The 24,831-nt window shown below is 42.2% G+C and carries 23 protein-coding genes; 8 read left to right on the top strand and 15 right to left on the bottom strand.

Going from position 1 to position 24,831, the window contains the following annotated elements; translation table 11 throughout:
- Positions 1–7: 7 nt before the first annotated feature.
- Entirely contained in the window at positions 8–130 is a 123-nt protein-coding gene (locus FPL17_RS19055) for a hypothetical protein (protein ID WP_005154018.1), read from the top strand.
- A 59-nt stretch (positions 131–189) separates the two neighbouring features.
- Complete coding sequence (locus tag FPL17_RS02890; protein ID WP_159883100.1) at positions 190–1,620, top strand: aminotransferase-like domain-containing protein; 1,431 nt, start codon at positions 190–192, stop codon at positions 1,618–1,620.
- On the opposite strand, the gene FPL17_RS02885 is transcribed toward FPL17_RS02890, so the two are convergent.
- Entirely contained in the window at positions 1,581–2,663 is a 1,083-nt protein-coding gene (locus FPL17_RS02885) for a helix-turn-helix domain-containing protein (protein ID WP_159883098.1), read from the bottom strand. The genes FPL17_RS02890 and FPL17_RS02885 overlap by 40 nt on opposite strands.
- A 119-nt stretch (positions 2,664–2,782) precedes the next feature.
- Here FPL17_RS02885 and FPL17_RS02880 point away from each other — a divergent pair, with 119 nt between their 5' ends.
- Together FPL17_RS02880 and FPL17_RS02875 are read left to right on the top strand one after the other, a co-directional pair.
- Positions 2,783–3,499, top strand: a complete 717-nt coding sequence (locus FPL17_RS02880; protein ID WP_159883096.1) for an enoyl-CoA hydratase/isomerase family protein — start codon at positions 2,783–2,785, stop codon at positions 3,497–3,499.
- 36 nt (positions 3,500–3,535) lie between these two features.
- On the top strand, positions 3,536–4,363 hold the full coding sequence (locus FPL17_RS02875) for an SDR family oxidoreductase (protein WP_159883094.1): 828 nt from the start codon (positions 3,536–3,538) through the stop codon (positions 4,361–4,363).
- A gap of 67 nt (positions 4,364–4,430) precedes the next feature.
- On the opposite strand, the gene FPL17_RS02870 is transcribed toward FPL17_RS02875, so the two are convergent.
- From FPL17_RS02870 to FPL17_RS02830, 9 genes are all read right to left on the bottom strand, one after another.
- On the bottom strand, positions 4,431–5,702 hold the full coding sequence (locus FPL17_RS02870; protein WP_004654197.1) for a Glu/Leu/Phe/Val family dehydrogenase: 1,272 nt from the start codon (positions 5,700–5,702) through the stop codon (positions 4,431–4,433).
- Between the two features lie 32 nt (positions 5,703–5,734).
- Entirely contained in the window at positions 5,735–6,655 is a 921-nt protein-coding gene (hutG, locus tag FPL17_RS02865; protein WP_159883092.1) for a formimidoylglutamase, read from the bottom strand.
- A gap of 34 nt (positions 6,656–6,689) precedes the next feature.
- Positions 6,690–7,895, bottom strand: coding sequence for an imidazolonepropionase (gene hutI / locus FPL17_RS02860; RefSeq protein WP_159883090.1), 1,206 nt, complete (start codon positions 7,893–7,895; stop codon positions 6,690–6,692).
- 51 nt (positions 7,896–7,946) lie between these two features.
- Positions 7,947–9,359 (bottom strand): amino acid permease, encoded by a 1,413-nt coding sequence (locus FPL17_RS02855; RefSeq protein WP_159883089.1) that lies wholly within the window; start codon positions 9,357–9,359, stop codon positions 7,947–7,949.
- A 64-nt stretch (positions 9,360–9,423) separates the two neighbouring features.
- Positions 9,424–10,962 (bottom strand): histidine ammonia-lyase, encoded by a 1,539-nt coding sequence (hutH, locus tag FPL17_RS02850; protein ID WP_159883088.1) that lies wholly within the window; start codon positions 10,960–10,962, stop codon positions 9,424–9,426.
- 84 nt (positions 10,963–11,046) lie between these two features.
- Positions 11,047–12,723, bottom strand: coding sequence for a urocanate hydratase (gene hutU / locus FPL17_RS02845; RefSeq protein WP_004806244.1), 1,677 nt, complete (start codon positions 12,721–12,723; stop codon positions 11,047–11,049).
- A gap of 238 nt (positions 12,724–12,961) precedes the next feature.
- Positions 12,962–13,543, bottom strand: a complete 582-nt coding sequence (locus tag FPL17_RS02840; protein WP_159883087.1) for a HutD/Ves family protein — start codon at positions 13,541–13,543, stop codon at positions 12,962–12,964.
- On the bottom strand, positions 13,540–14,292 hold the full coding sequence (gene hutC / locus FPL17_RS02835) for a histidine utilization repressor (RefSeq protein WP_159883086.1): 753 nt from the start codon (positions 14,290–14,292) through the stop codon (positions 13,540–13,542). The genes FPL17_RS02840 and hutC overlap by 4 nt, the downstream gene beginning before the upstream one ends.
- A 148-nt stretch (positions 14,293–14,440) precedes the next feature.
- Positions 14,441–15,496: an aromatic ring-hydroxylating oxygenase subunit alpha gene (locus FPL17_RS02830; RefSeq protein WP_159883085.1), complete on the bottom strand. Its 1,056-nt coding sequence runs from the start codon at positions 15,494–15,496 to the stop codon at positions 14,441–14,443.
- A 164-nt stretch (positions 15,497–15,660) separates the two neighbouring features.
- On the opposite strand from FPL17_RS02830, the gene FPL17_RS02825 reads away from it, so the two are divergent.
- From FPL17_RS02825 to FPL17_RS02815, 3 genes are all read left to right on the top strand, one after another.
- Complete coding sequence (locus FPL17_RS02825) at positions 15,661–16,593, top strand: LysR family transcriptional regulator (protein WP_159883084.1); 933 nt, start codon at positions 15,661–15,663, stop codon at positions 16,591–16,593.
- A gap of 127 nt (positions 16,594–16,720) precedes the next feature.
- Positions 16,721–17,671, top strand: coding sequence for an allantoinase PuuE (gene puuE, locus FPL17_RS02820; protein WP_159883083.1), 951 nt, complete (start codon positions 16,721–16,723; stop codon positions 17,669–17,671).
- A gap of 100 nt (positions 17,672–17,771) precedes the next feature.
- Positions 17,772–18,335, top strand: coding sequence for a dihydrofolate reductase family protein (locus FPL17_RS02815; RefSeq protein ID WP_159883082.1), 564 nt, complete (start codon positions 17,772–17,774; stop codon positions 18,333–18,335).
- 139 nt (positions 18,336–18,474) lie between these two features.
- On the opposite strand, the gene FPL17_RS02810 is transcribed toward FPL17_RS02815, so the two are convergent.
- The 4 genes from FPL17_RS02810 to FPL17_RS02795 form a co-directional block, all read right to left on the bottom strand.
- Positions 18,475–19,929 (bottom strand): amidohydrolase family protein, encoded by a 1,455-nt coding sequence (locus tag FPL17_RS02810; protein ID WP_159883081.1) that lies wholly within the window; start codon positions 19,927–19,929, stop codon positions 18,475–18,477.
- Entirely contained in the window at positions 19,926–20,720 is a 795-nt protein-coding gene (locus tag FPL17_RS02805; protein ID WP_159883080.1) for an ABC transporter permease, read from the bottom strand. The genes FPL17_RS02810 and FPL17_RS02805 overlap by 4 nt, the downstream gene beginning before the upstream one ends.
- Positions 20,713–21,534 (bottom strand): ABC transporter ATP-binding protein, encoded by an 822-nt coding sequence (locus FPL17_RS02800; RefSeq protein ID WP_159883079.1) that lies wholly within the window; start codon positions 21,532–21,534, stop codon positions 20,713–20,715. Before FPL17_RS02800 ends, FPL17_RS02805 begins: the two co-directional genes overlap by 8 nt.
- A gap of 64 nt (positions 21,535–21,598) precedes the next feature.
- A complete protein-coding gene (locus FPL17_RS02795) occupies positions 21,599–22,591 on the bottom strand; it encodes an ABC transporter substrate-binding protein (protein ID WP_159883078.1) in 993 nt (330 codons plus the stop codon).
- A 667-nt stretch (positions 22,592–23,258) separates the two neighbouring features.
- Between FPL17_RS02795 and FPL17_RS02790 the strand changes: the two genes are divergently transcribed.
- A complete protein-coding gene (locus tag FPL17_RS02790; RefSeq protein WP_159883077.1) occupies positions 23,259–24,272 on the top strand; it encodes an isopenicillin N synthase family dioxygenase in 1,014 nt (337 codons plus the stop codon).
- Between the two features lie 14 nt (positions 24,273–24,286).
- Here FPL17_RS02790 and FPL17_RS02785 read toward each other — a convergent pair whose 3' ends face one another.
- Entirely contained in the window at positions 24,287–24,823 is a 537-nt protein-coding gene (locus FPL17_RS02785; RefSeq protein ID WP_159886765.1) for an ureidoglycolate lyase, read from the bottom strand.
- Positions 24,824–24,831: the final 8 nt, after the last annotated feature.

The following is a 24,831-nucleotide window of genomic DNA, read 5'->3' as shown; positions in this document are numbered from 1 at the left end:
GCTTTGCATGAAAATTAAATCTCTGCATTTAAGCCAAACGCAATGGTTTATAATCTTATGGTTAGTTGGTTTTTTTGCACTCGCCATCATTGCAGGTCTCTTTAGACTGTTATTGATGTTTGCTTATTAAAAAAGAGATGGAGCAGCTTGCATAAAAGCTGTTCCATCAAGATGGATTCACTTTACTTTATGTATAAATCAGAACAATTAGCGCACAACCTGAAACTTCTCATTGAAAATGGATCATGGCAGCCTCACAGCAAACTTCCTTCTTTACGTGAGCAAGTGCAACGATCAGGGTTTAGCTTAATTACCGTAATGAATGCTTACCAAGAACTGGAAGCGCAAGGATTGATTTATTCCAAAGAAAAGTCAGGTTATTTTGTCGCTGAGCAAAATAATATCCAGATTCCACAGGCCTATTCGGTGGTCTCTTTAAACCCCAAAATTGAAATTAACTCCTTGGTGTTTAAATACCTGAAATCGATCCAATCCAAACAGGTCAGCCCACTAGGTTCTGCATTTCCAGATAGTCAGTTACTCTATCCGCCCAAACTGATTCAGATCATGGGGCAACTTTCCCGTAATCGGCATAGTTATGATCAGACCAGCAACCTGCCACCTGGGAATTTAGCACTCAGAAAACTCATCGCGCAACGCTATTGTATGCAAGGGATTCCAACTGATGCAGATGACATTGTCATTACATCTGGTGGTTTAGAAGCTTTGAATCTTTCCCTGCAAGCGATTACTCAACCGGGCGATTATATTTTATTGCAGCAAACCATCTTCTATGGCGCATGGCAGGCAGCTGAACGTTTGGGACTCAAGGTCATTACCCTCCCAGAACATCCACAATATGGCTTTGATATTGAAGCTTTTGAACAAGTCATTAAAAACTATCCGATCAAAGTGTGCTGGTTTATGTTGAACGCACATAACCCGATTGGCTTTACCGTCAGCGATGATATCAAATATAAAATTGCCAAGCTGTTGCACGAACATCAAATTCATTTGATCGAAGATGATGTCTATGAAGAACTGTTTTATGGCAATCAAAAGCCGCTACCCATGAAGTATTTTGATCAGCAAAATCTGGTCTTGCACTGCTCTTCTTTTTCCAAAACCTTAGGTTCAGGGTTTCGTATGGGATGGGTCTATGCTGGCAAATTTTCCGAACATATTCAGCACCTACAATTGATGAGCACCATTTCTGCCAATGCCCTGATCCAGAATGCACTGGTGGAGTTCCTCTCTCATCATCATTACGAAAAGCATTTAAGAACGCTTAGACGGGCTTTGGAAAAGAATAAAAAACAATTCTTTCAATATCTCAAACAACATCTACCGAAAGACTGTAAGGTATATAACTATCCAAGTGGCTATTTTCTCTGGATTCAACTGCCTGATAAAGTCAGCAGTATGCAAGTCTATGAACAGCTGATTCAACAACAAGTAGGTGTTGCGCCAAGCCCTTTATTTAATGTGTTGCCCTCACATCAACATTTTATTCGTATGAATTGTTCCTTCGAATGGACAGAACAGATTCAACATTCGTTAGAACGCTTTATTGAAACGGTTCAGTTGGCGATGTCGGATGAATCGGCCTTGGACAAATAGCTTTTCCGATACTGACTCGGTGTTTCCCCAAACATCTTTTTAAAAGCGCGAATAAAATTAGTGGCTTCTTCATAACCCACCAGAGCTGCAACATCTTGAATACTATATTGTGGTTGTTGCAGTAACTTCTTGGCTTGACTAAAACGAACCTCAGCCAAAATCTGCAAGAACGTCGTTCCTTGTGCCTGCAAATGTCGCTTGATGGTTCGTTCAGACATATTCAATCGCTGTGCAATCAACGCTAATGTCGGATAAGTATTGCCAGCTCGATACAACAACTCAGAACGAATACTTTTCTGCAGGTCGCGTGCCGACTCTTTGAGTAATTTCAATTTGTCATTTTCGCAATACAATAATGCCTGCTGGAATGCGACTTGATCAGCATTGGGATTTTTACAATGCAGATATTGCTTGGGAAAACGCAGGCCATTACGTTGCTGGTTAAAATGAATCTTGATCTGAGATAAATCGATACGTTTATAATTCTGTGCATCGGCCCAATCAACAAAGACCTCACAACGTTCAACAATTTTTTCAGAAAATAAAGCTAAAAAATGTATTGCACCAAATAACAAACTTTCAATCATAAACTGCCGTAATTGATCAGATTGCTGTTCATTGCCAAATTTAACAGGATGTACACCATCCAAATAGACATAGACAAAATCTTCATCAATATACGATTCAGGGGTGAAGTTTTGGATTCGTGTACAGAAATACTGTTGGCACAGCGTTAATGCAGTTTCAACATCCGTACAGCTCAGAAATGCAAAACCTAAGGCTCCATGTGAAGTGGGACGTAATTTAAAACCATATTCAATCCCAAGCCGTGGATTCCGCGTCAGCCTTAAAGCATTGACCACCAGCTTTGACCATTGATGGGCACTCATTTTGGCATCAGCTTGTTTCATTTCTGCCAGCACTAATCCTGTGCCAGATAAAACTGTTTCAGTATCAATGGCATAATTATGCACAATTTCTAATAATAGATGTGCATATGAAACCGAGATGGTTTCCTGAAACAATCCAAAAGGATCTCGCATCGCACACCCACTGTCCTAAAATGATCATCAATATGGCATAGTCACACCTATTGTGCGAGTGTTTTATTCGAAATAATGACTGCAATCAATCAACCATCGCAGAATGAGGAAGCGCTTCAATGACCACCATGACGCTTAATCAACAGCAGTCTATTTATGTTCTTACCTTAACCAATGGCGATCAGGACAATGTCTTAAATCAAGAGGTGCTGAATGAATATATCGAGATCTTTGATGAGATCGAGCGCCATTCGCATAATGCTTGCCTAGTCATTCAAAGCGACCATCCCAAAACGTTTTGCAATGGCTTAGACCTCGCTTGGTTAATGCAGCAATCCATGCAAGATAAAAAAGCTTTTACCACGCAACTGGAAAATATGCTGCTACGCTTGGCTTTGCTTAACCTTCCTGTCATTGCGGCAATTAATGGCAATGCTTATGCAGGTGGTGCAATCTTGGCATCTGCATGTGACTTCCGCTTGATGCGGGCAGACAAAGGACGTTTTTGCTTTCCTGAAGTCAAACTGACCATTCCTTTTACCGACTGTATTGCAGAAATTGTGCAACTCCTTCCCAATCAACATGCGATTTGGGAAATGTCCTTAACAGGCAAATCCATGACTGGGATCGAATGCTTAGACGCACATGTGGTTCATCAGATTCATCCTGCCGAATCATTAAATGCTGAAGTATTTAAATTTGCTGAAGAGATGTCACAAAAGCATCGTCTAACCTACGCCGTAATCAAACGTCAGTTGCGCCACCGTATTGTTGAGATTGCCAAACAACGACAGTTATACAATCCAGAAAAATTTGCACATCCTTTTATGATTTAACGACATATTGATAAAAATTAAATATAGGACATCGACATGAGTAATATGCAAGGAAAAACCATTTTTATTACCGGTGGCAGCCGAGGAATTGGCAGAGCCATTGCGCTGAAAGCAGCACAAGCCGGGGCAAATGTTGTCATTGCAGCAAAAACCGAAGTGGAAACAGCCAAATTAACAGGCACGATTTATAGCGTCGCCGAAGAGATTGAAGCTGCTGGTGGCAAAGCACTGCCCTTAATTTTAGATGTACGAGATGAACAGCAAATCCATGCTGCCATGCAACAAGCAGCCAAGAACTTTGGTGGCATTGATGTGCTGATTAATAATGCAGGTGCGATTGCACTCACAGGAGTCGAAGCCACCTCATTAAAACAATATGACCTGATCCAAACCATTAACCATCGTGCAACCTTTATTTGTGCGCAGGCCGCTTTACCCTATCTCAAACAAGCAAAAGATCCGCATATTTTAAGCTTATCGCCACCTGTGAATATGTCACCGAAATGGTTAGGTATGCTCTCGCCTTATGCCTTGTCTAAATATGGTATGACGATTCTGACGCTAGGTATGGCAGAAGAGTTCCGTCACTATGGTATTTCATGTAATACCTTATGGCCTGAGACCTATATCGCAACAGCAGCAGTTTCTAAGAATTTAGGTGAGGAAAATACGCAACAACTCAGCCGAAAGCCAGAAATTATGGCAGATGCGGCATTTGCGATTTACAGTACGACAAAAGGTGAACTGACTGGACAAAGCCTCACCGATGAACAAGCGTTGGGGCGTATCGGGATCACTGATTTCACTCAGTATGCCTGTGTCAGTGGCAACACCCAGCTACAAAAAGATTTCTTTCTGGATTGATTCCACAATAAAAAAACGACCTTAAAAGTTTACACCTTAAGGTCGCTCTGATGATATTCAGCCAGTATTAACCTGGGAAGATACCACGCTCTTTACGTGCTTTTAAGATACGCTCACAACCTAAAATGAAGGCTGCTGTACGTAAAGTACATTCTTTTTCGCTTGATTTGTGCCATACATCGTTAATGGCTTGAATCATCAACTTATCCAGTCTTTCATTAATTTCTTCTTCAGACCAGAAGTAGCTCGACATATCTTGAACCCATTCGAAGTAAGATACGGTTACACCACCCGCATTACAGATCACGTCAGGTACAACAGTGATACCACGTTGAACTAAAACATCATCCGCTTCAGGGAATGTTGGGCCGTTCGCGCCTTCAAGCACTAACTTCGCAGTTAATTTTTGAGCACGTTCAACTGTGATTTGGCTTTCTAATGCAGCAGGGATCAAAATATCCATCTCTACATTCCAGAACTCTTCATCACTGATCACTTGCGCACCAGCAAAGCCACCCACACCTTGGTGAGTTTCCATGTGAGTTTTTAATGCAGCAAGATCGATCCCTTCAGGGTTGAAAATCGTACCTGTGTGATCTTGAATCGTCACGATGATTGATTTCGAGTCTGCAAACAAATATGCAGCTTCGCTACCTACGTTACCAAAACCTTGAACCGCGATTTTCGCACCGTCTAAAGGTAATTTGATTTTTTCAGCTACTTGTTGACCTGTGATAAATACACCACGGCCTGTCGCTTTAATACGACCAAGAGAACCACCGAGGTGTACCGGTTTACCCGTTACAACACCAGTCACTGTATGACCTTGACCAGATGAATAAGTATCCATGATCCAACCCATCACGTTTGGATTGGTACCCACGTCTGGTGCAGGGATATCTTTTTGTGGGCCAATGATATGGCTGATTTCACTGGTATAGCGACGTGTCAAACGTTCTAATTCACGTGGTGAAAGTTGACGCGGATCAACACGGATGCCACCTTTTGCACCGCCGAATGGTAAATTTACCACTGCAGTTTTAATTGTCATCCATGCTGAAAGTGCCATTACTTCATTTAAATCTACATCTGGGTGATAGCGAATACCGCCTTTACCCGGACCACGTGACAAGTTGTGTTGTACACGATAACCTTCAAAATGACGAATTGTGCCATCGTCCATAACAATTGGCACGTCGACAATCAAAGCACGTTTTGGGCGCTTCAATGTGTCCACATAGTCTTCTAAACCATCTAGATATGGAGCAACACGCTCGATCTGTTCAAGATAAGTTGCCCATGGACCGTCATTTTGAGAGACATAAGATAAATTAGACATGTTTTAACCTTTTGATGAATTCACATGATCCATCAATCAAATATGTAGTTAAAAATTATATAAGCGGCTAATTTGGCAGTTCTACTATCCAAATCAAACCGTGGATTACATTCCGCCACATCAAAAACTTTAATCTTTCCGGTTTCCTTAATGGCCTCTAGTAATGGGTCAAAGACGGATAAATCAATCCCTTTAACCGCAGGTGCGCTTACACCTGGCGCAATGCTAGCACTAAATACATCAAGATCAACTGTAATATACAAATAGTCAACTTTTCCGGTAAAAGCTGTCAACTTTTCGATTAAAGTTTCAACATTTTGTTGCTGCAACTCATAATCGTAAATATAAGTACAATTCAGCCGATCTGCGGTTTCAAATAAAACCTTGGTGTTTGAATGTTTCGCTACGCCAATGCACAAATAATTAAATTCTTGCTGATGCTGTTCAGACAGTTTTGCTGCATTTAAAAAAGGTGTGCCAGAAGTCACCTGTTCAGCTTCACGCAAGTCGAAATGTGCATCGAAATTGATGATGCCGATCTTCTTATTCGGCTCATGATTTTGCAGATATTGAAACAGACCTGAGAAGCTACCAAAAGCCACCTCATGGCCACCCCCTAACACAATCGGCTTCATGCCCTGTTTGAGGCTTCTTTCAACTTGTTCAGCCAATTCAGCCTGTGCTTGTTCCAGTTTTGAGCCGTCACATACCACTGTGCCAATATCTGCAATGGTGACTGGTTGATGCACAGGTAAATTAGCCAATTGCGCACGAATACTGTCAGGTGCATCTGCTGCACCCAAGCGCCCTTTGTTACGCTTAACGCCCTCATCCGAGCTAAAGCCAATCAAGGCATAATCAGCTCGTGGTGTGGTATTGACGACTTGGTGAATCCTTAAGTGTTCAGCACCCTCACCATCTTTACGTCCCTGCCATGTAAATGAATAATTCATTATGTCTAGCACCCTTTAAAAATGAGCTTCGCTGTTAGATTGAGATTTCATTGCCATGCTGAATAATCCGCTTCGGTAAATCGCCACCCAACCAATAAAAAATCTCGGATGGATGCTCAATATCCCAAGCAATAAAGTCTGCAACTTTACCAGTCTCTAAAGTGCCGTGAGTCTCTTGCAGACCCAATGCATACGCCGCATGCGTTGTCACACCTGCCAAAGTCTGTTCAGGTGTTAGACGGAATAAGGTACTCCCCATATTCATCATTAAGCGTAAAGATAGGGCTGGTGATGTGCCTGGATTTAAGTCACTGGATAGCGCAATGCGTACCCCATGTTGATGCAAACTGTCTAAAGGTGGATATTTGGTTTCTCTCAAGAAATAGAATGCGCCCGGTAATAACACCGCCACCGTTCCAGCAGCAGCCATCGCCTTAACATCATCCTCAGTCATAAACTCTAAATGATCTGCCGATAAGGCTTGATAACGTGCAGCCAAACTCGATCCGCCCAATGCAGATAACTGCTCAGCATGTAACTTGATCGGAAGATTTAAAGACTGTGCTGTTTTAAATAGACGTTCAACTTGTGCAGGAGAAAATGCCAAATATTCACAAAAGGCATCCACTGCATCAACCAAGCCTTCTTGATGCAGTTTTGGCAGCATCTCATTGCAGATATGCTCAATATATGCATCGCTTTGATCTTTATACTCAGGTGGCAACGCGTGTGCTGCCAAGCAGGTACTACGAACCGTCATCGGCAAAGTATCTGCAATCTGACGAATCACACGCAGCATTTTCCGCTCATTGGCATAGTCCAAACCGTAACCTGACTTAATCTCAATGGTAGTGACACCATCTTTAAGCAAGCAACGAACTCGTTTCAAAGCCGATGCAAGCAACTCTTGTTCACTGGCTTCACGCGTTGCACGAACCGTACTGGCAATCCCACCGCCACTAGCGGCAATTTCAGCATAGCTAACACCTTGCAAGCGTTTTTCAAACTCAACACTGCGGTTGCCGCCAAACACACTATGGGTATGACAATCAATCAAACCCGGTGTGACCCATGCGCCATTCAAATCAATGGTTTCGGAATAAGCATCGGCAGGAAGATCTTCAAATGTTCCAATCCAGTGGATATGCTGCCCTGAAGTGACCATTGCAGCATGTTCAATACTGGAATATTGCCCATTTTGCATGGTGGCAATATGACAGTTTTTCCAAAGCTTTTTCATTCACAGTTCCTCTCACTGCTCAGGCGAGATGACACCTGAGCAGCTTGATATTTAACTTTCCATTTCAATGTTTTGTTGCATGCTTTGATTTTCTTTTACCGTGTTTTGCTTGGGCTTCACCCAAATGGTATAAGCAATCCAAAGTAAAACTAACCACGTTGCGCCAACATAAATTGCAGGTCGGGAGTCTGGGAAATATCCCATCATCGCCAAGATAAACAACATGAAAGCAATTGCAAATGCAGGGGCATACGGCCAGCCAATCACGGGGAAATCGAGGGCTTTGATTTCTGCTTTAGACAACTTACGACGCATCGCAACTTGAGAAAGTAAAATCATGAGCCACACCCAAACCGTAGCAAAGGTCGCAATTGAAGCAATGATGATGAATACATTTTCAGGAATCAGATAGTTCAGTAACACACCGATCAATAACACCCCTGCCATCACCACAACCGTCATCCAAGGCACGCCATTTTTGGAGATTTTTTGGAATACTTTTGGTGCTTGTCCACGATTGGACATACCATACAGCATACGCCCAGCACCAAATACATCACTATTGATCGCAGAGATCGCCGCAGTAATCACCACGATATTGAGAACGGTTGCCGCTGATCCAATCCCAAGATTTTCAAAGATCTGTACAAATGGACTGCCTTGGCTACCAATTTGATTCCATGGGAAAATCGACATCAATACAAAAATCGTCATTACATAGAACAACAGAATACGTACTGGCACCGCATTAATCGCTTTAGGAATAGAAGTTTTCGGATCTTGTGATTCACCTGCGGTAATCCCGATAATCTCAATCCCACCAAACGCGAATACCACCACAGATAAACAAGCAACTAAACCGGCAATACCATTTGGCATAAAACCATCATGAATCCACAAGTTTTGAATGCCTGTGGTAAAACCACTATGATCCGCATGGAAACCATAGAACATTAAACCTAAACCACCGACAATCATCGCAACAATCGCCGTCACTTTGACAATTGAAAGCCAGAATTCCAGTTCACCAAAGACTTTGACATGAATCAGGTTAATTGCCCCTAGGAACATGATCAGTGACAGAATCCAGATCCAGCGTGGCACATCGGGGTACCAGAACCCCATATAAATCCCGAAGGCGGTGACATCGGCCAAGGCCACAATGATCATTTCAAAAACGTAGGTCCAGCCTGTAGTGAAACCTGCAAGTGGACCAATATATTGTGAGGCATAATGACTGAATGAACCCGATACTGGATTATGTACAGCCATCTCACCCAATGCGCGCATCACGATATAAATTGCAATCCCTGCAACGATATATGCGATTAATACAGACGGACCTGCCATTTTGATGGCTGTTGCCGAACCGTAAAAGAGTCCTGTCCCAATGGCTGAACCCAATGCCAAAAAACGAATATGGCGGGTGTTTAACCCCCGCTGTAATGTGGAGTGTTGTGACATTATAATCTCCAATCCTTGAGGAAATTTAGTTAGATTCGGCCACTCCATGTGACCGATTTATTGATCACACTTCAGACAAACTCGGTAATAGCTGTGGAATAAGTAATTCGTTCAAGCAGCCACTTGCAAGCAATTCACTCGCTTGCTCAATATCTGGCGCAAAGAAACGATCTTCACTGTAATAAGGCACTTGGTCACGCAACACTTTACGTGCACGCTCAAGTTTTGGAGAACTCTTCAAACCTTCACGGAAATCAAGACCCTGACATGCCCCTAACCACTCAACTGCAAGAATGCCGCGAACGTTGTCAGCCATATACCACAAACGTTTGCCCGCATTCGGCGCCATAGAAACATGGTCTTCCTGATTTGCAGAGGTCGGTAAACTATCAACACTGGCAGGATGTGCAAGTGCTTTATTGTCACTTGCTAACGCAGCGGCTGTTACTTGAGCAATCATGAAGCCTGAATTGACGCCACCATTGGCAACCAAGAATGGCGGCAATTGTGACATATGACGGTCCATCATCATCGAAATACGACGTTCTGATAGTGAACCAATTTCGGCAATTGCCAATGCAAGGTTGTCCGCAGCCATAGCCACTGGTTCAGCGTGGAAGTTACCACCTGAAATCACATCACCTTCCGCTGCAAAGACTAATGGGTTATCCGACACAGCATTTGATTCAATTGCTAATACTTCTGCAGCTTGACGAATTTGAGTCAAACACGCCCCCATCACCTGAGGTTGGCAACGCAGTGAGTATGGGTCTTGAACCTTGCTACAATCTTCATGTGAATGTGAAATTTCACTCGATTCAGTCAATAAGTCACGATATGCAGCAGCAACATCAATTTGACCACGTTGACCGCGAACTTCATGAATACGCGCATCGAATGGTGCACGTGAACCCAACATGGCTTCAACACTTAAACCACCACACACCGTTGCAGCAGCAAATAAATCTTCTGCTTCAAACAAACCACGTAATGCGTATGCTGTAGAAACTTGTGTCCCGTTTAAAAGTGCTAAACCTTCTTTCGCAGCTAAAGAAATTGGCTCTAAACCCGCAATTTTAAGTGCTTCAACCGCAGGTAACCATTCACCTTTATAACGCGCTTTGCTTTCGCCTAATAACACCAAAGACATGTGTGCCAGTGGTGCCAAGTCACCTGAAGCACCAACAGAACCTTTTAATGGAATATGCGGATAAACTTCTGCATTGATCAACGCCAAAATCGCATCAATTACTTTACGGCGAATACCAGAAAAGCCACGTGCCAAACTATTTGCTTTAAGCAACATAATCAGACGCACCATCGCATCATCAAGCGGCTCGCCCACGCCAGCAGCGTGTGACAGCACCAAAGAACGCTGTAATTGCTCTAAGTCTTCTGGTGCAATTTTAGTTGATGCAAGTAAACCAAAACCTGTATTGATCCCGTAAGCAGTACGGCCTTCATTGACGATTTGTTCGACACAAGCAACACTCGCATTGATGCCAGCAGAAGCGCTTTCATCGAGTTTCACTTTGATTGGATTTAAATAAGCGTGGCGCAGATCTGCTAAGCTAAGTTTGCCGGGTTGAATTAGAAGTTCCATTATTGGCGTCCTGTTTTGCACTCTATTGTTCGCTTACGATGCTGCTTACACAATTGCAAAAAGCATCGTAATGTCCTTGTCTGTTTATTGTGTGATCATCGGCAAGTTCAAGCCTTGCTCTTTGGCACAATCAATCGCAATGTCATAACCCGCATCGGCATGACGCATCACCCCTGTCGCAGGGTCATTGGTCAATACACGTGCAATACGTGCTGCTGCTTCATCAGTACCATCACATACGATCACCACACCTGAGTGTTGAGAGAAGCCCATACCTACACCGCCGCCGTGATGTAATGACACCCAAGTCGCACCACCAGCAGTGTTGAGCAAGGCATTTAATAACGGCCAGTCAGATACGGCATCTGAACCATCTTTCATTGATTCTGTTTCACGGTTTGGACTAGACACTGAACCTGAATCTAGATGATCACGACCAATCACGATAGGTGCTGAAAGTTCACCACTACGCACCATTTCATTAAATGCCAAACCGAGTTTTGCACGTAAACCTAAGCCGACCCAGCAAATACGCGCTGGTAAACCTTGGAAGCTAATACGTTCACGCGCCATATCTAACCAGCGATGTAAATGTTCATCATCTGGAATGAGTTCTTTTACTTTGGCATCTGTCTTATAGATATCTTCTGGATCACCTGAAAGTGCAGCCCAACGGAATGGACCAACACCACGACAGAACAATGGACGGATATAGGCAGGAACGAAGCCTGGGAAATCAAAGGCATTTGCTACGCCTTCATCTTGTGCCATTTGACGGATGTTGTTGCCATAGTCAAAGGTTGGAACACCCATTTTTTGGAAATCCAACATCGCTTGAACGTGCTGTGCCATCGATTGTTTCGCTGCTTTAACTACAACTTCTGGCTCAGTTTTAGCACGCTGACGGTACTCTTCCCATGTCCAGCCAATTGGTAAATAACCATTTAATGGATCATGTGCGCTGGTTTGGTCAGTCACCATGTCTGGATGTACGCCACGACGGACTAATTCAGGTAAGATTTCTGCTGCATTGCCATGTAATGCAATCGAAACAGCCTTACCTTCTTTGGTATATTTTTCAATACGCGCCAAAGCATCATCTAAATCAGTGGCTTGCTCATCGACATAACGCGTACGTAAACGGAAATCGATACTGCTTTGTTGGCATTCGATATTGAGTGAGCATGCGCCTGCCAATGTTGCAGCTAAAGGTTGTGCACCGCCCATACCACCTAAACCAGCAGTCAAGACCCAACGACCTGTCAAATCACCGTTATAGTGTTGGCGACCTGCTTCTACAAACGTTTCGTAAGTGCCTTGCACAATGCCTTGGCTACCAATATAAATCCAAGAACCCGCTGTCATCTGACCATACATTGCCAAACCTTTAGCATCCAATTCATTGAAATGCTCCCACGTTCCCCAATGTGGAACAAGATTCGAGTTTGCAATCAAAACACGCGGTGCATCTTTATGGGTTTTAAACACACCCACAGGCTTACCAGATTGGACCAACAAGGTTTCATCAGTTTCTAAATTCTTTAGTGTTTCAACGATCTTGTCAAAACATTCCCAGTTACGTGCAGCACGACCGATACCACCGTAAACAACAAGCTCTTTTGGATTCTCTGCAACATCAGGGTCAAGATTGTTCATTAGCATGCGTAACGGTGCTTCTGTTAACCAACTTTTTGCATTGAGCTTTGTACCACGTGGTGCGCGAATTTCTACATCACGAAATTTTGTTGTCGTTGTTGTCACAATCGGACTCCTTCCATTGAGTTTGAATCAGCAAATTAACCTGCTTTACTGTATAGCAATGTATTAACTTGTATATACATCCATATACTACACAAAACTTTTATATTGAAAAGATGCTTTTCAATTCTTTTATGAAAATAAATTACAAGCTAATGAAATAAATAGATTTATTTTTTGATCGGCAATAAAAAACACATACAACCTGAAGTCATATGTGTTTCGTGAAATTTGCAAAAAATTAGATTTTTGTGATTTCGATCAGACAAGCTTGCTTAAAACGCTCAGATTTTAAAACCAGTTTTTTCAATGCTTTTTGCTGCTCTATTTTAAGACTCTCATGGTGCGCTAAACGAAAAACCTGCCGATCCACTTCAATTTCTAATGGTTCTGGACTCTGATTAAAAATAAAAATCAGATCGGCTGAACTGAAAATCTCAGTGCTTGCTGACTCAAAAATCCATTGGTAGCGAGAACGCCATTTTTCAGGATTATAAATCAGATTAAAATCCCGAATCGGCCCGTCGATTAGTCTACAACTGGTCGTGCTATCCCCACTGAATTGAGCGGATTCTAAGGTTTTTAGATGCTCGGAATCATCATCAATATTCAATACGATGCCAGCACCTTCCAATACTGTGAGGATGCGTTGCATGCCATTAAACTTGGAGAAATCCCCCGAAGTTTTGACATCAGCCATGGAGATACGCCAATCAAACCTATCCAGACTGTCGCCATCACTTCGGGCAAGCTCAATGGTATAACCTGCACCATTCTTCCACAGCATCTGTTTATAGTCAGCCGTGTCTAAGTGTTGAATCATTGGGTAAACTTACCTTCCAGATAATAACGACTACCGGGATAGATCAATCGTGCGCTAGAAATCAGTTGTTTATTCGACCAGGTACGGCGACGAATCAACAGACAAGGTTCAGTCTTATTTATTTTCAGCCATTTACATTCTTGTGCTGACCCAAGAATTGCTGTCACCACATGTTCCCCTTCAGTCACGGGTGCTTTCGACATTAAATAAGCATTTGGTGTGATGGACTTAAAATCTTGTGCCAAGTAATCTGGAATCAACATCGGATCAACCAGTCGATCTTCGATTTGTACAGGCACATCATTTTCATAATGCACGATGATTGAGTGAAATAGCTTTTGCCCTTCTCGAATCTGCATCAGCATACTTTGTTCAGCATTGGCCTGAATCTGTTCCAGTACCAAGACTTCGGCATGATGTTTGTGGTTTCGGGCAATAATTTCTTCGGCAATATTATTGACATGAAATAAAGCGGTACGCCCTTGTCCTTCTGCAACAAAAGAACCAACACCTTGGATACGTACTAACAAACCTTCACTGGTGAGTTCGCGCAAGGCACGATTCACGGTCATGCGACTACAGCCGAGTAAATTAACCAATTCACTTTCTGATGGAATTTTTTTATTGACGGTCCATGTTCCTTCATAGATTTTTTGCGAAATCATTTGTTTCACACGTAAATACAAAGGAACAGGACTATCTTCTTCTAAGGACAAATCTAAATCGTTTTGCTTTGTCGCTCTTGACATTGGCTAAAACTCATACTAAATACTATAACTCATTGTATATTGAATTTAGCGCAATTGTATATACAAGCCTATACAAATAAACAATTTAGGCTTAATAGAAGATAAACAACTCTGATTTAATCTCTTAAATATCCCAAATTTATTCAAGCTAAACCGTATAGCGTTTGCTTAAACCCCATTCAGCCAAGATACGGCGATACATGGTCGAAGAACGATCTGCTTCAAAATGTGCTTCCATACTAATATCTAAAGGTAATTCTTCTGGCTTTTGCGCCTCTACCATCTCTTGATCCTCGGCAAAAATCTGCGCATTAAAATCATACACCGCCTGTAAATCCCCCGTAGTATCAAAATTACGGGTTAATGGTACAAATAAGCGAGTTTTATTATGCGAGATGGGACAACAGGCATTTAAAATCTTGAGCACACCGTCATTCGGGAAGTGAATGGTTAACACTGCTGAAAATGGCGGATAAACATCAAAGATCCGCTCCCATAAAAAATCATCAGGTGCTAAATGCTGCATCCCATGCGGATAATTGCTGACATTACTAATGTAGTTTGTATGCAAACCATAATCGGTACGTTCAGTCGAATATTTAGGTACAACAGGATTATCTCGATCGGCAAAGGCCTGATGATGTACCCAAGCAAAGTGTGCCACATCAATAAAACCTTCCAATTGACGACCGCTTGAACCGGCAATATCGACTGAAGGCGGTAAAATGGCTTGATGTGCCTCACTCTCCCATGTGTCTAATACAGGGAAATTTGCCAAACTTTCATCTCTGCCCAAAATGCTGGTCCAGACCAGTCCATATTTTAAAACCACGGGAAACTTGGTCAGCGAAAAGCGCTCTGAGATTTTAGTTAAATCAGGTTGAGCTGGGATTTTAGAGCATTTGCCATCTTCATTAAAATGAAGTCCATGATAAGGACAAATCAAAGTATCTCCCTCAACCCAGCCTTTACTCAAAGGCACACCGCGATGCGGGCAAATATCCCGAGCTAAATGAATCTGCCCTGTTTCGGTCTTATACAAAGCCAGGTTCATATCCAATAAGGTCACTTGCTGCGGTTTACTGCTCACATCTTCAATACGTGCCACGGGATACCAATGTTGTGCAAGAATCTGCCAATCCTGATCATCAAATTGGCTATGACATGGCTTATTTGGAAGATTGATGAATGGAATTGCGTTCATATCCTGTGCTCATTTTTAAGATTTTTCTCTTCATGAGCAGTGTGGAATAGATCAATATTCTCGTCTATTAGAATGATTTATATGCATCATTCTAAAAATTAGAACAGCACAGGCACTAAAATTGCTTCTGTATTAAAACCTGCTTTATCTCAAGTGAGTTTGCAATGGCGCTGCCATTTTCACGTTTTGCCGATTATTTTATTGCCGTTGCCAAAACAGGCAGTTTAAGAAAAGCGGCTGATCAACTGTTTATTTCTGTCTCCGCGGTACATCGGCAGATTGTTTTGGCAGAAGAAGAACTCGGTGTGGCTTTATTTGAACGTTTGCCCAGTGGGCTTAAGCTGACTTTAGCTGGTGAATTACTCTATGCCGATCTACGCAGCTGGCAAAAAGAGTTCCAAATCACACAGAAACGTTTGAATGAAATCCAAGGCATACAACGCGGTTCAATTGATTTTGGGATGATTGCAGCACTCAGTGAAAGCTTTGTCAGTGCCGTAATGCAGTCTATTGTTCAACAATATCCATGGATTAATTTTAAGGTTCGTGTCTTGGACAGTGATCGTATCGCTGATTTAGTGATCAATGCTGAACTCGACTTTGGCTTGATTCTGAATCCCAAACATCAGCATCAATTGCAGATCAGTGCCTTTATTGAAATGCCCTTGGGTTTCGTGATTCCTAAACAGCACGCTTTAGCCCATAAAGAAAAAATCTACTTCTCTGATACGCTGGAATTCAATCATATTATTCCTGCCGAGCCTTTGGTTATTCATGACCATGTCACCGCCTTATATAAAAAACAGGACTTTCACCCACGCCATACCATCGAATGCAATGATATTCATATGATGATTTCATTGCTCAGGCAAAACCTAGGCATCAGCATCATGAGTTATCTGGATGCAGCCCCTTATATTGAAAATGGTGAATTTGAATTTAGAGCGATCAATGACCATGGTCTACATCCAATTACGGTCGCACTTTGTGTTGCACCAAAACGGCAACTTTCTCGGATTGCTCAAATCATGATGAATCAAATCATTATCGAGATGGAAGCACTAAAATCGCGCATGCTAATAAATATTCATCAATAACATGGTATTTTTGCACCAAAACAAAACACACAAACCATTGATTTAAATCAATATAGTGTTTGACACCCAAAGTTTTCTTAGGTTAAGTTGATGTGAAGATTCACCTTTTCACGATTCAGGCATTGCTATGGTTTGGCCCAATACAGACACTCATTTAACAGCAGACTACCCTCGAGATATGGTCGGTTATGCCGATCAACCGCCCCATGCCCAATGGCCCAATCAAGCAAAAATCGCGGTGCAGTTTGTACTGAATTATGAGGAAGGTGGTGAAAAACATATTCTGCATGGCGATGAAGGCTCGGAACAGTTCTTGTCTGAAATCAGTGGTGCGGAAAGTTATCCTGCACGACACCTTTCAATGGACTCAATCTATGAATATGGTTCACGAGTCGGTTTCTGGCGCATTCAGCAGGAATTTGCCAAACGCCAATTGCCTATGACTATTTTTGCTGTAGCGATGGCATTGCAACGAAATCCACTGGTGGTCGAAGCGATTAAACAAAATAACTATGATGTGGTCTCACATGGCTTACGCTGGATTCATTATCAAAATATGGATGTTGAAACCGAGAAGCAACATATGGCTGAAGCCATGCAAATATTCAAAGATCTGTTTGGTGAAATGCCAACGGGCTGGTATACAGGCCGCGATAGCCCCAATACCCGTCAATTATTGGCTGAATATGATCATGTGCAATATGACAGTGATTATTACGGCGATGACTTACCTTTTTGGACAACACTCAGTAATGAAACGGGCACAACACGACCGCATTTAATTATTCCCTATACGCTCGATACCAACGATATGAAGTTTGCTTCACCGACTGGTTTTAATCGTAGTGAGGATTTCTTTGAATATTTAAAAGATGCTTTTGATGTACTGTATGCAGAAGGTGCAACCTCACCCAAGATGCTTTCAATTGGTATGCATTGTCGAATTTTAGGACGTCCTGCCCGCTTTAAAGCATTACAACGTTTCCTAGACTATGTACAAAATCATGATCGCGTCTGGATTTGCACCCGTCAGCAGATTGCCGAGCATTGGTATACACATCATCCTTTTCAGGCTTAGATTTATTAAAGCGTCATCATGTGTCGTATATCCGATTTAAACAATTTATCCAAACAAAATAAGCTTTAAGCTACTCCTTTAGAATAAGGAGATGATCAGGATGAAAGTACAGTATTTTGCAGCGAGTACACTAGATGGATTTATTGCGACCGAAGACGATTCTTTAGAATGGTTATTTGCATTAGGCGAACTAGATAACTCAAGTTATCCCGCGTTTATTGCAAATGTTGGTGCTTTAGTGATGGGATCGGCAACTTATGAATGGATATTGAATAACGCAGAGCAAGTTGCTGCTGAAACAGGTTCTCCTTGGCCTTATACTCAGCCAACCTGGGTATTTTCCAGCCGTAAACTGCCCTTGATTGAAGGTGCAAATATCCATTTTGTACAAGGAGACATCACTCCTGTTTATGCTGAAATACAATCCATCATTGAGGATAAGAATATTTGGATTGTAGGCGGTGGCGAATTGGCTGGTCAGTTCTATGATGCAAATTTGCTTGATGAACTCATTATACAAATTGGTTCGGTTACTCTTGCAAAAGGAAAAGCGCTTTTCCCCCGAAGAGTACTTGCTCCAACACTTAAATTGATCTCCGTTCATCACATGGGTGAAGGTATGGTTGAATTACATTATAGCGTTGATCGTAAAACAGAAATTTGATAAACAAAAATTTGGCACTGTAAATCAGCTATTTTGCTGACCCTGTAAATATCTGTATAGCGAGTTTAAAATACCCTCATTAAAACAGCGCATACAAAAAATATTTACAGGAATATAGTAAAAATTAATCATCTATGGCTTAGGCTATTTTCGCCATGTCCATACTCCGCTGTTGTAACAACTTTACCGATTGCTTGGCTTGCCAAGCCAACTCCATCATATCCAGATCAGGAATCTGATCATTTTCCATCACCATTTTCCCTGCTATAAACATCGCCTTAATATGCGCTCGTCCGCCACTTGCCACAGGCCCAATCGCCATATCATGCAAGCCAAAATAACGAGGATCATCTAACTGATAAATGACCAAGTCAGCCTGTTGCCCGACTTCAATTGTACCGACTTGATCAAAGCCCAAGATTTTCGCACCACCCACCGTTCCCCAACGGATCACATCCTCAATACTGGCAGCGTCGGCACCACCTTCAAATTGTCCGCCCTCATATTGAGGTGTCGCCAACATCCCCTTTCTGGCGCGTTGTAATAGCCAAGCAGCATGAGTTTCAGACAACATATCTGCGGCTTCGTTGGAACCCGCACCATCAACTCCAATCGAAATGGTCATGCCTGCCCGTTCCAAAGCAACAAGATCAGCAATACCGCTACCCAAACGTGCATTACTCTGTGGACAGTGCGCAATTCCTGTTTGAGTTTGGCCCAACAACTGAATTTCTTCAGGTAATAATTTCACTAGATGTGCAAACCAGACATCACTTCCAATCCAGTCCTGCTCGGCACAGAACTGGACTGGGGTCATACCAAACTTGGCTTTAGCTGCATCCAGATAATCTACCGTTTCAGATAAATGACTATGCATCCGAATCCCCAATTGTCTGGCAATTCTGGCACTTTCGCGTAATTGCCGCGCTGTGGTCGAATGCAAGGTTGAAGTCGGTGCCATCACGATTTTTCGGAAAGCATTTGAATCTGGCTGATGATAGTGCTTCACCAAACGCTCAATATCCAACATATAGTCTTCAAACTTCTCAGGACGCAGGGCTTGAGGTAACTCACTTTCCAAACCACGCGTTAAGGTTGCGCCGCCACGACACAACACAAAGCGCATACCCAATTTTTCAGCTTCATCAAATAAAATTGCAGCACCATCGAACGGTATCTGTGGCCAATATAAATAATGATGATCTGCTACCGTTGCACACCCCGAACGTAACAACTCGATCAAGCCAATACGCACTGCAATCCGAAAAGTCTTTTCATCAAATGCGCCACGGAACCGATACGGTGTACTGGCAAGCCATGAGGTCAGGTTTTGATTCAATCCTTGTGGCTCGCCCTTTAATAAAGACTGAAATAAATGATGATGGGTATTTATCCATGCTGGGTAAATCACACAATCTTTGGCATTAATCACCTGTTCATTCGGCAGAGCGCTTAATCGCCCCATTTCCGTAATTTTTCCAGATTGGATGCGGATATCAGTAGATGAACAACGTGCTGCGTCCCCAGTCAAACCCGTCAAAATGGCATGGGCATTTTGAATTAAATAGCTTTGATTTAATTGCTTTGTACTCATACTTGCTCACTCTCATGCCATTTGCTTAAAAAGAACTGACTTAATAAGGACATCAATACAAATAAGCCCAAACCTGTGCAAGTAATTAGGAATAGTGCAGCAAACATCAAGGGTAAATCCAACTGAAAACCTGCTTGTAAGATTTGATAAGCCAAGCCTGCACTGGTGCCACCCGCGCCTGCAACAAACTCAGAAACCACAGCACCAATCAGTGCCAAGCCACAGGAAATCCGTAAGCCACCAAAGAAATAAGGTAAAGCATTCGGTACACGTAAGCGCATTAAAACTTGCCAACGACTGGCTTTATTGATTTGAAAAAGATTGAGCAAACCTTTATTGACACTACGCAAACCTAAAGTGGTGTTGGTCAGTATCGGAAAAACTGCGACTAACATGGCACATACCACTAACGCCAAAGTGGTATTTTGAATCCAGATGATAACTAGAGGTGCGATTGCAACAATCGGTGTCACCTGAAATAAAATGGCATACGGCATAAAACAAGCTTCAAGCACGCGACTTTGTACAAATACAAAAGCGATCAATGTCCCAATCATTACAGCGCAGACAAAAGCCAATAAAGTGATTTTTAAAGTTACCCATAAACTACCGAATAGCACACTGGACTGATTAATCAGTGCCATGACAATATCACTCGGTTTAGGTACGACATAAACAGGGACTTCAAGTTGTTGAAAACTCAGTTGCCAAAACAGTAGGAAGATCAAACCGAGTCCCAATGGCGCGGCAATACGTTGTAAAGTTGGATGTTGTAGCAATGGTTTAATCATGAGCATGCCCTTCACTCGCTTCGGCCAATAATTGCGATAGATGCGAACATTGTTGAATAAAGATGTCTGAGCTTCGGAAAGACTCATCACGTTGGTATGGTCCTTTAATCTTCAGATCCGCCACCACACGCCCTGGTCGTGCACCCATCACAATGACCCGTGAGGACAGATACACCGCTTCATAAATACTATGGGTCACAAACACCACTGTAAGATCTCGTTCTGACCATAATTGACGAATATCGCTATCCAGTTTATGGCGGGTAAACTCATCCAATGCACCAAAAGGTTCATCCATCAACAATAGATCAGGTTCTGTCACTAAGGCTCTGGCCAAAGAGGCACGCATTTGCATGCCGCCTGAAAGTTCACGTGGATAAGCTGTGCTGAATTTTTCTAAACCAACGGCTTTTAAAGCAGCTTGGACTTTGGGCGTACTGGTTGATTTGGCAATACGCTGTAAGTCCAAAGGTAAACGCACATTGTCCTCAATATTGGCCCACGGCATCAGCGTGGCTTCCTGAAACACCATGGCCATTTTGCACTGTGATTGAATATCAGCTTTACCATTCCAGCGCACTAATCCAGCAGAAGGTTGCTCGAGATCGGCAAACATTTTCAGCAAGGTGCTTTTACCGCAACCTGATGGTCCCAATAATGAAATAATCTCGCCGCGTGCAATATTTAAATCCAGTCTTTGTAAGGCATTGGTGCCATTGGGATAAGTTTTTTCAACCCCTCTAGCCATGATCATTGGCGTAATAAAGTTAGAAGATTCTTGTATTGGTATCTCAATTGATAAAGCAGAATTCATGTGGTTTCCCCTTGATGCGAATGCACTATTTTGTTAACCCTTCAACCATGATTTAGAGCTAAGATTATTTGCTAGCTTTAATAAATTGCGTGGTATAAGCAGCTTTCCAATTGGTCTGAGCTTTGAGTAAGCCTGAGTTCACCATAAAATCTCGCGTTGCTTTCCAACGTGCATCTGTCATCACGCCAATGCCTTGGGTCTTGGCATCTCCTCCATCAATCAATTTCAATTTGCGCATTTGCCCAACTGCAAACGTCAGTAATTCTTCATTCATATTCGGGTTTTCTTTTTTAATGATGTTATTGCCCAAACGCGGATCGGCTAAATAGTTTTTCCACCCCTCCATCGAAGCTTGGACAAAACGGCTCAACACATCAGGTTTGTTTTGAATGACATCATTGCGGGTCACTAAAATGCCGCCATAGGCTGGATAACCAGCATCAGCAAATAAAAAGAAATTACTCGATAGTTCTGCTTTTTTTGCCTGAAAGACTTCAGAGGTCGCATAAGCTTGTTGCACGACATTTTTGCCTGCTAAAAAAGGCTGCATATTGAAGGTATATGGGCGTGCTTGTGCAGCATCTAATTTATATTTACCTTTTAACCAAGGCCACCAGCTTGCTTGTCCACTGGTCGAAACAAGAATGGTTTTGCCTTTGAGATCGGCCAAAGACTTTACATCGCTGTGAGTGAGCACGCCTTGTGGATCAAATTGAAATGGTGCTGCCACCGCTTTGATGGGAAAGTTGCTTTCGATGCCTTTTAAGACCTGTAGGTCATAATTAATAATAATGTCGGCACGCTTTGATAATAATAAGGTCATGTTATTGACCTGTGGCCCACCTATTTTAATCTCGACATCGAGCCCGTATTTTTTATAAATTCCTTGTGCCAGTGCTTGGTAATATCCCCCTTGCTCGGCTTGTGCAAACCATGTGGTTTGTAAAACAAGTTTATCGGCTGCATAACTGGTTGAACTAAGAAGTATTCCTAAACCCAATAACGTGCTTGCGATAACAGTACGTCGCCCTTTGCCTACATAGTGCTGAATATTCATAAGTAAGACCCCTAAATCTGTATGGATTCATCTTGCTATTCTTTTTAGGGGGCAATCAATGTATAAGCTACACATTTCTCTCAAAACCAAATCAATTGGCTTTGTCCCCGAAAGAGGAACAGCAAACGCTGTAGAGCAATGTCCCGTGTGTTCACAACACACTGACCGCTTATACTCAGTAATGATTTAGCAAGCTCTGTGCCAAGATTGATTTCATCATATTTTTCATCGTCATAATCTAGATTGGATTTATTTTTATTGGTTCCTAGCTAAAGCATCCAGATTGTTTTTTCAATTTTGTGCGCAATCAAAAATAAAATTGAATACTAAATGCACTGTTTTAAAACAAACTTATGCCCAGCAATGAATCATTTGTACTTTGATGGAAAGAAAACCATTTGTGAACCTTAGAACTTATCTGTGTATTCGTCCATTTTCATTCATTTATAAACTGGTATAAAAAATGCTTATGACTTTATGTCAGAGTAGAAGCGTTCAGCATAGTTAGTCACATCGACTGTTATGTGGGTCATTGCTCAGAAATCAGCTCACTTTTTCCACCAAGCTTTCTCTTATGGAAAAAGTGCGGCTCTTTTTTGAATGTGACCCCGTCTCTTTCAATCTATTTGATTGGGTCACGGTTTATCCAAAAGATGAGGTTGAAAATATGAATAGCGCCAACATGACAGCATTAGCGGAAAATGACTACAGCTTAGAAGAGCTACAAAAAGAAGCCCGTATGGGTGCTTTGGGACAAGAAACCTTTGAACGTGAAGTTCGGGTGATTGATTTATCTGACTTTGAACAACGTAAGTATGAAATCGCGGAGCAGCTTTGGGCCGCTGCTACTGATATCGGTTTTTTTCAGGTCTCACATCATGGTATTCCACTTGAGCAAATCCAAACTGCATTTGACATGACACAACAGTTTTTTGCTCTACCTGAACCTGTCAAAGCACGCTATCCGCTTAATCGAAATGCGGGTTGGGAAAGTAAGGCTCAGGTTCGTCCATCAACCAGTACCCCAGACCAGAAAGAATCCTACCAAATTACTCGTCCACGAATGGAGGGACTGTATCCAACCGAACAAGAGCTGCCTGACTTTAAAAATACCATGCTCGAATTTGAACATGCCTGCTGGCAAGTTGGGATGAAAATACTCTCCTGCTTTGCTTATAAACTGGGTTTTGCCGATAATTTCTTTAGTCTTGCCCACGATCCTGAACAAGACAGCTATCAAAGTACCTTAAGAATGTTGCACTACTATGCAATTGATCCAGCATTAAAAGACCAATTAGGGCTATGGCGTGCCGGTGCACATACCGATTTTGATTGTTTGACCCTACTGTTCCAACGTAAAGGTCAAGGCGGATTGCAAGTCTGTCCAGGTAAAGATATGGAACAACAACAATGGACCAGTATCGAGCCACGTGATGATGTGATCACCTGTAATATTGGCGATATGCTGATGCGTTGGAGTGATGATCAATTACCTTCTAATTTCCATCGTGTCAAAAATCCAGAAGCAAATGAGTATCAAGGAGCGCGTTATAGCCTAGCCTTCTTCTGCCAAGCCAATGAAGATGTGCTGATTGAAAGTCCGCAACAGAAATATCCAGCCATCACGGCGAAGGAATATTTAAAACAAAGAATTAGTGCGAATTTTAAAGGGAAATATTAAAACTACTAAGTCAGTCAGAGATTCACAATCTCTGACTGTACTAAAGCTTCAGTGATCCAGTACGGTTGAGATAAATGATGTACATCACAATTACTACCGCCACCAATCCGATCTACCACTAGAAAATCACTATTTGCCTCTAAGGTAATTAAAGGATGATGCCACACTCCTTGATGGTAGCTGATCCCCTGCTGCCCATTACTGATAAAAGCTTGAATCCGTTGTTCATCAGGTCGTGATTGATCAAACGGCAATGCCACAACAATAATAAATTTCTGTTGCTGTAATGGAATAAAAGACTGCGAACCATAAGGATGCCGTTCTAACATCTCAATTTGAAATGGAATCGATGTTGCAAACAGATTATGAAAAATACTCATCCCAACCGTAGCCTGCTCTCCTGAAATCTGTGCCAGTGAAAGCGCATGATAACGTTCAGTGAGCCCCTGATTAATTGGAATAAAGTCTTTACCACTCTTTTCAATTACATCGCCAAATGGTGCAAAACTCTCTTGAGTTAAAGGTCGAATTTCAATATTTTTTTCATGCATATGTTTAT

The sequence above is a fragment of the Acinetobacter dispersus genome, assembly GCF_009884975.1.
Classification (GTDB): domain Bacteria; phylum Pseudomonadota; class Gammaproteobacteria; order Pseudomonadales; family Moraxellaceae; genus Acinetobacter; species Acinetobacter dispersus.
Note: the sequence above shows the minus strand (reverse complement) of the source record. Positions and strands in the feature narration are given on the sequence as shown.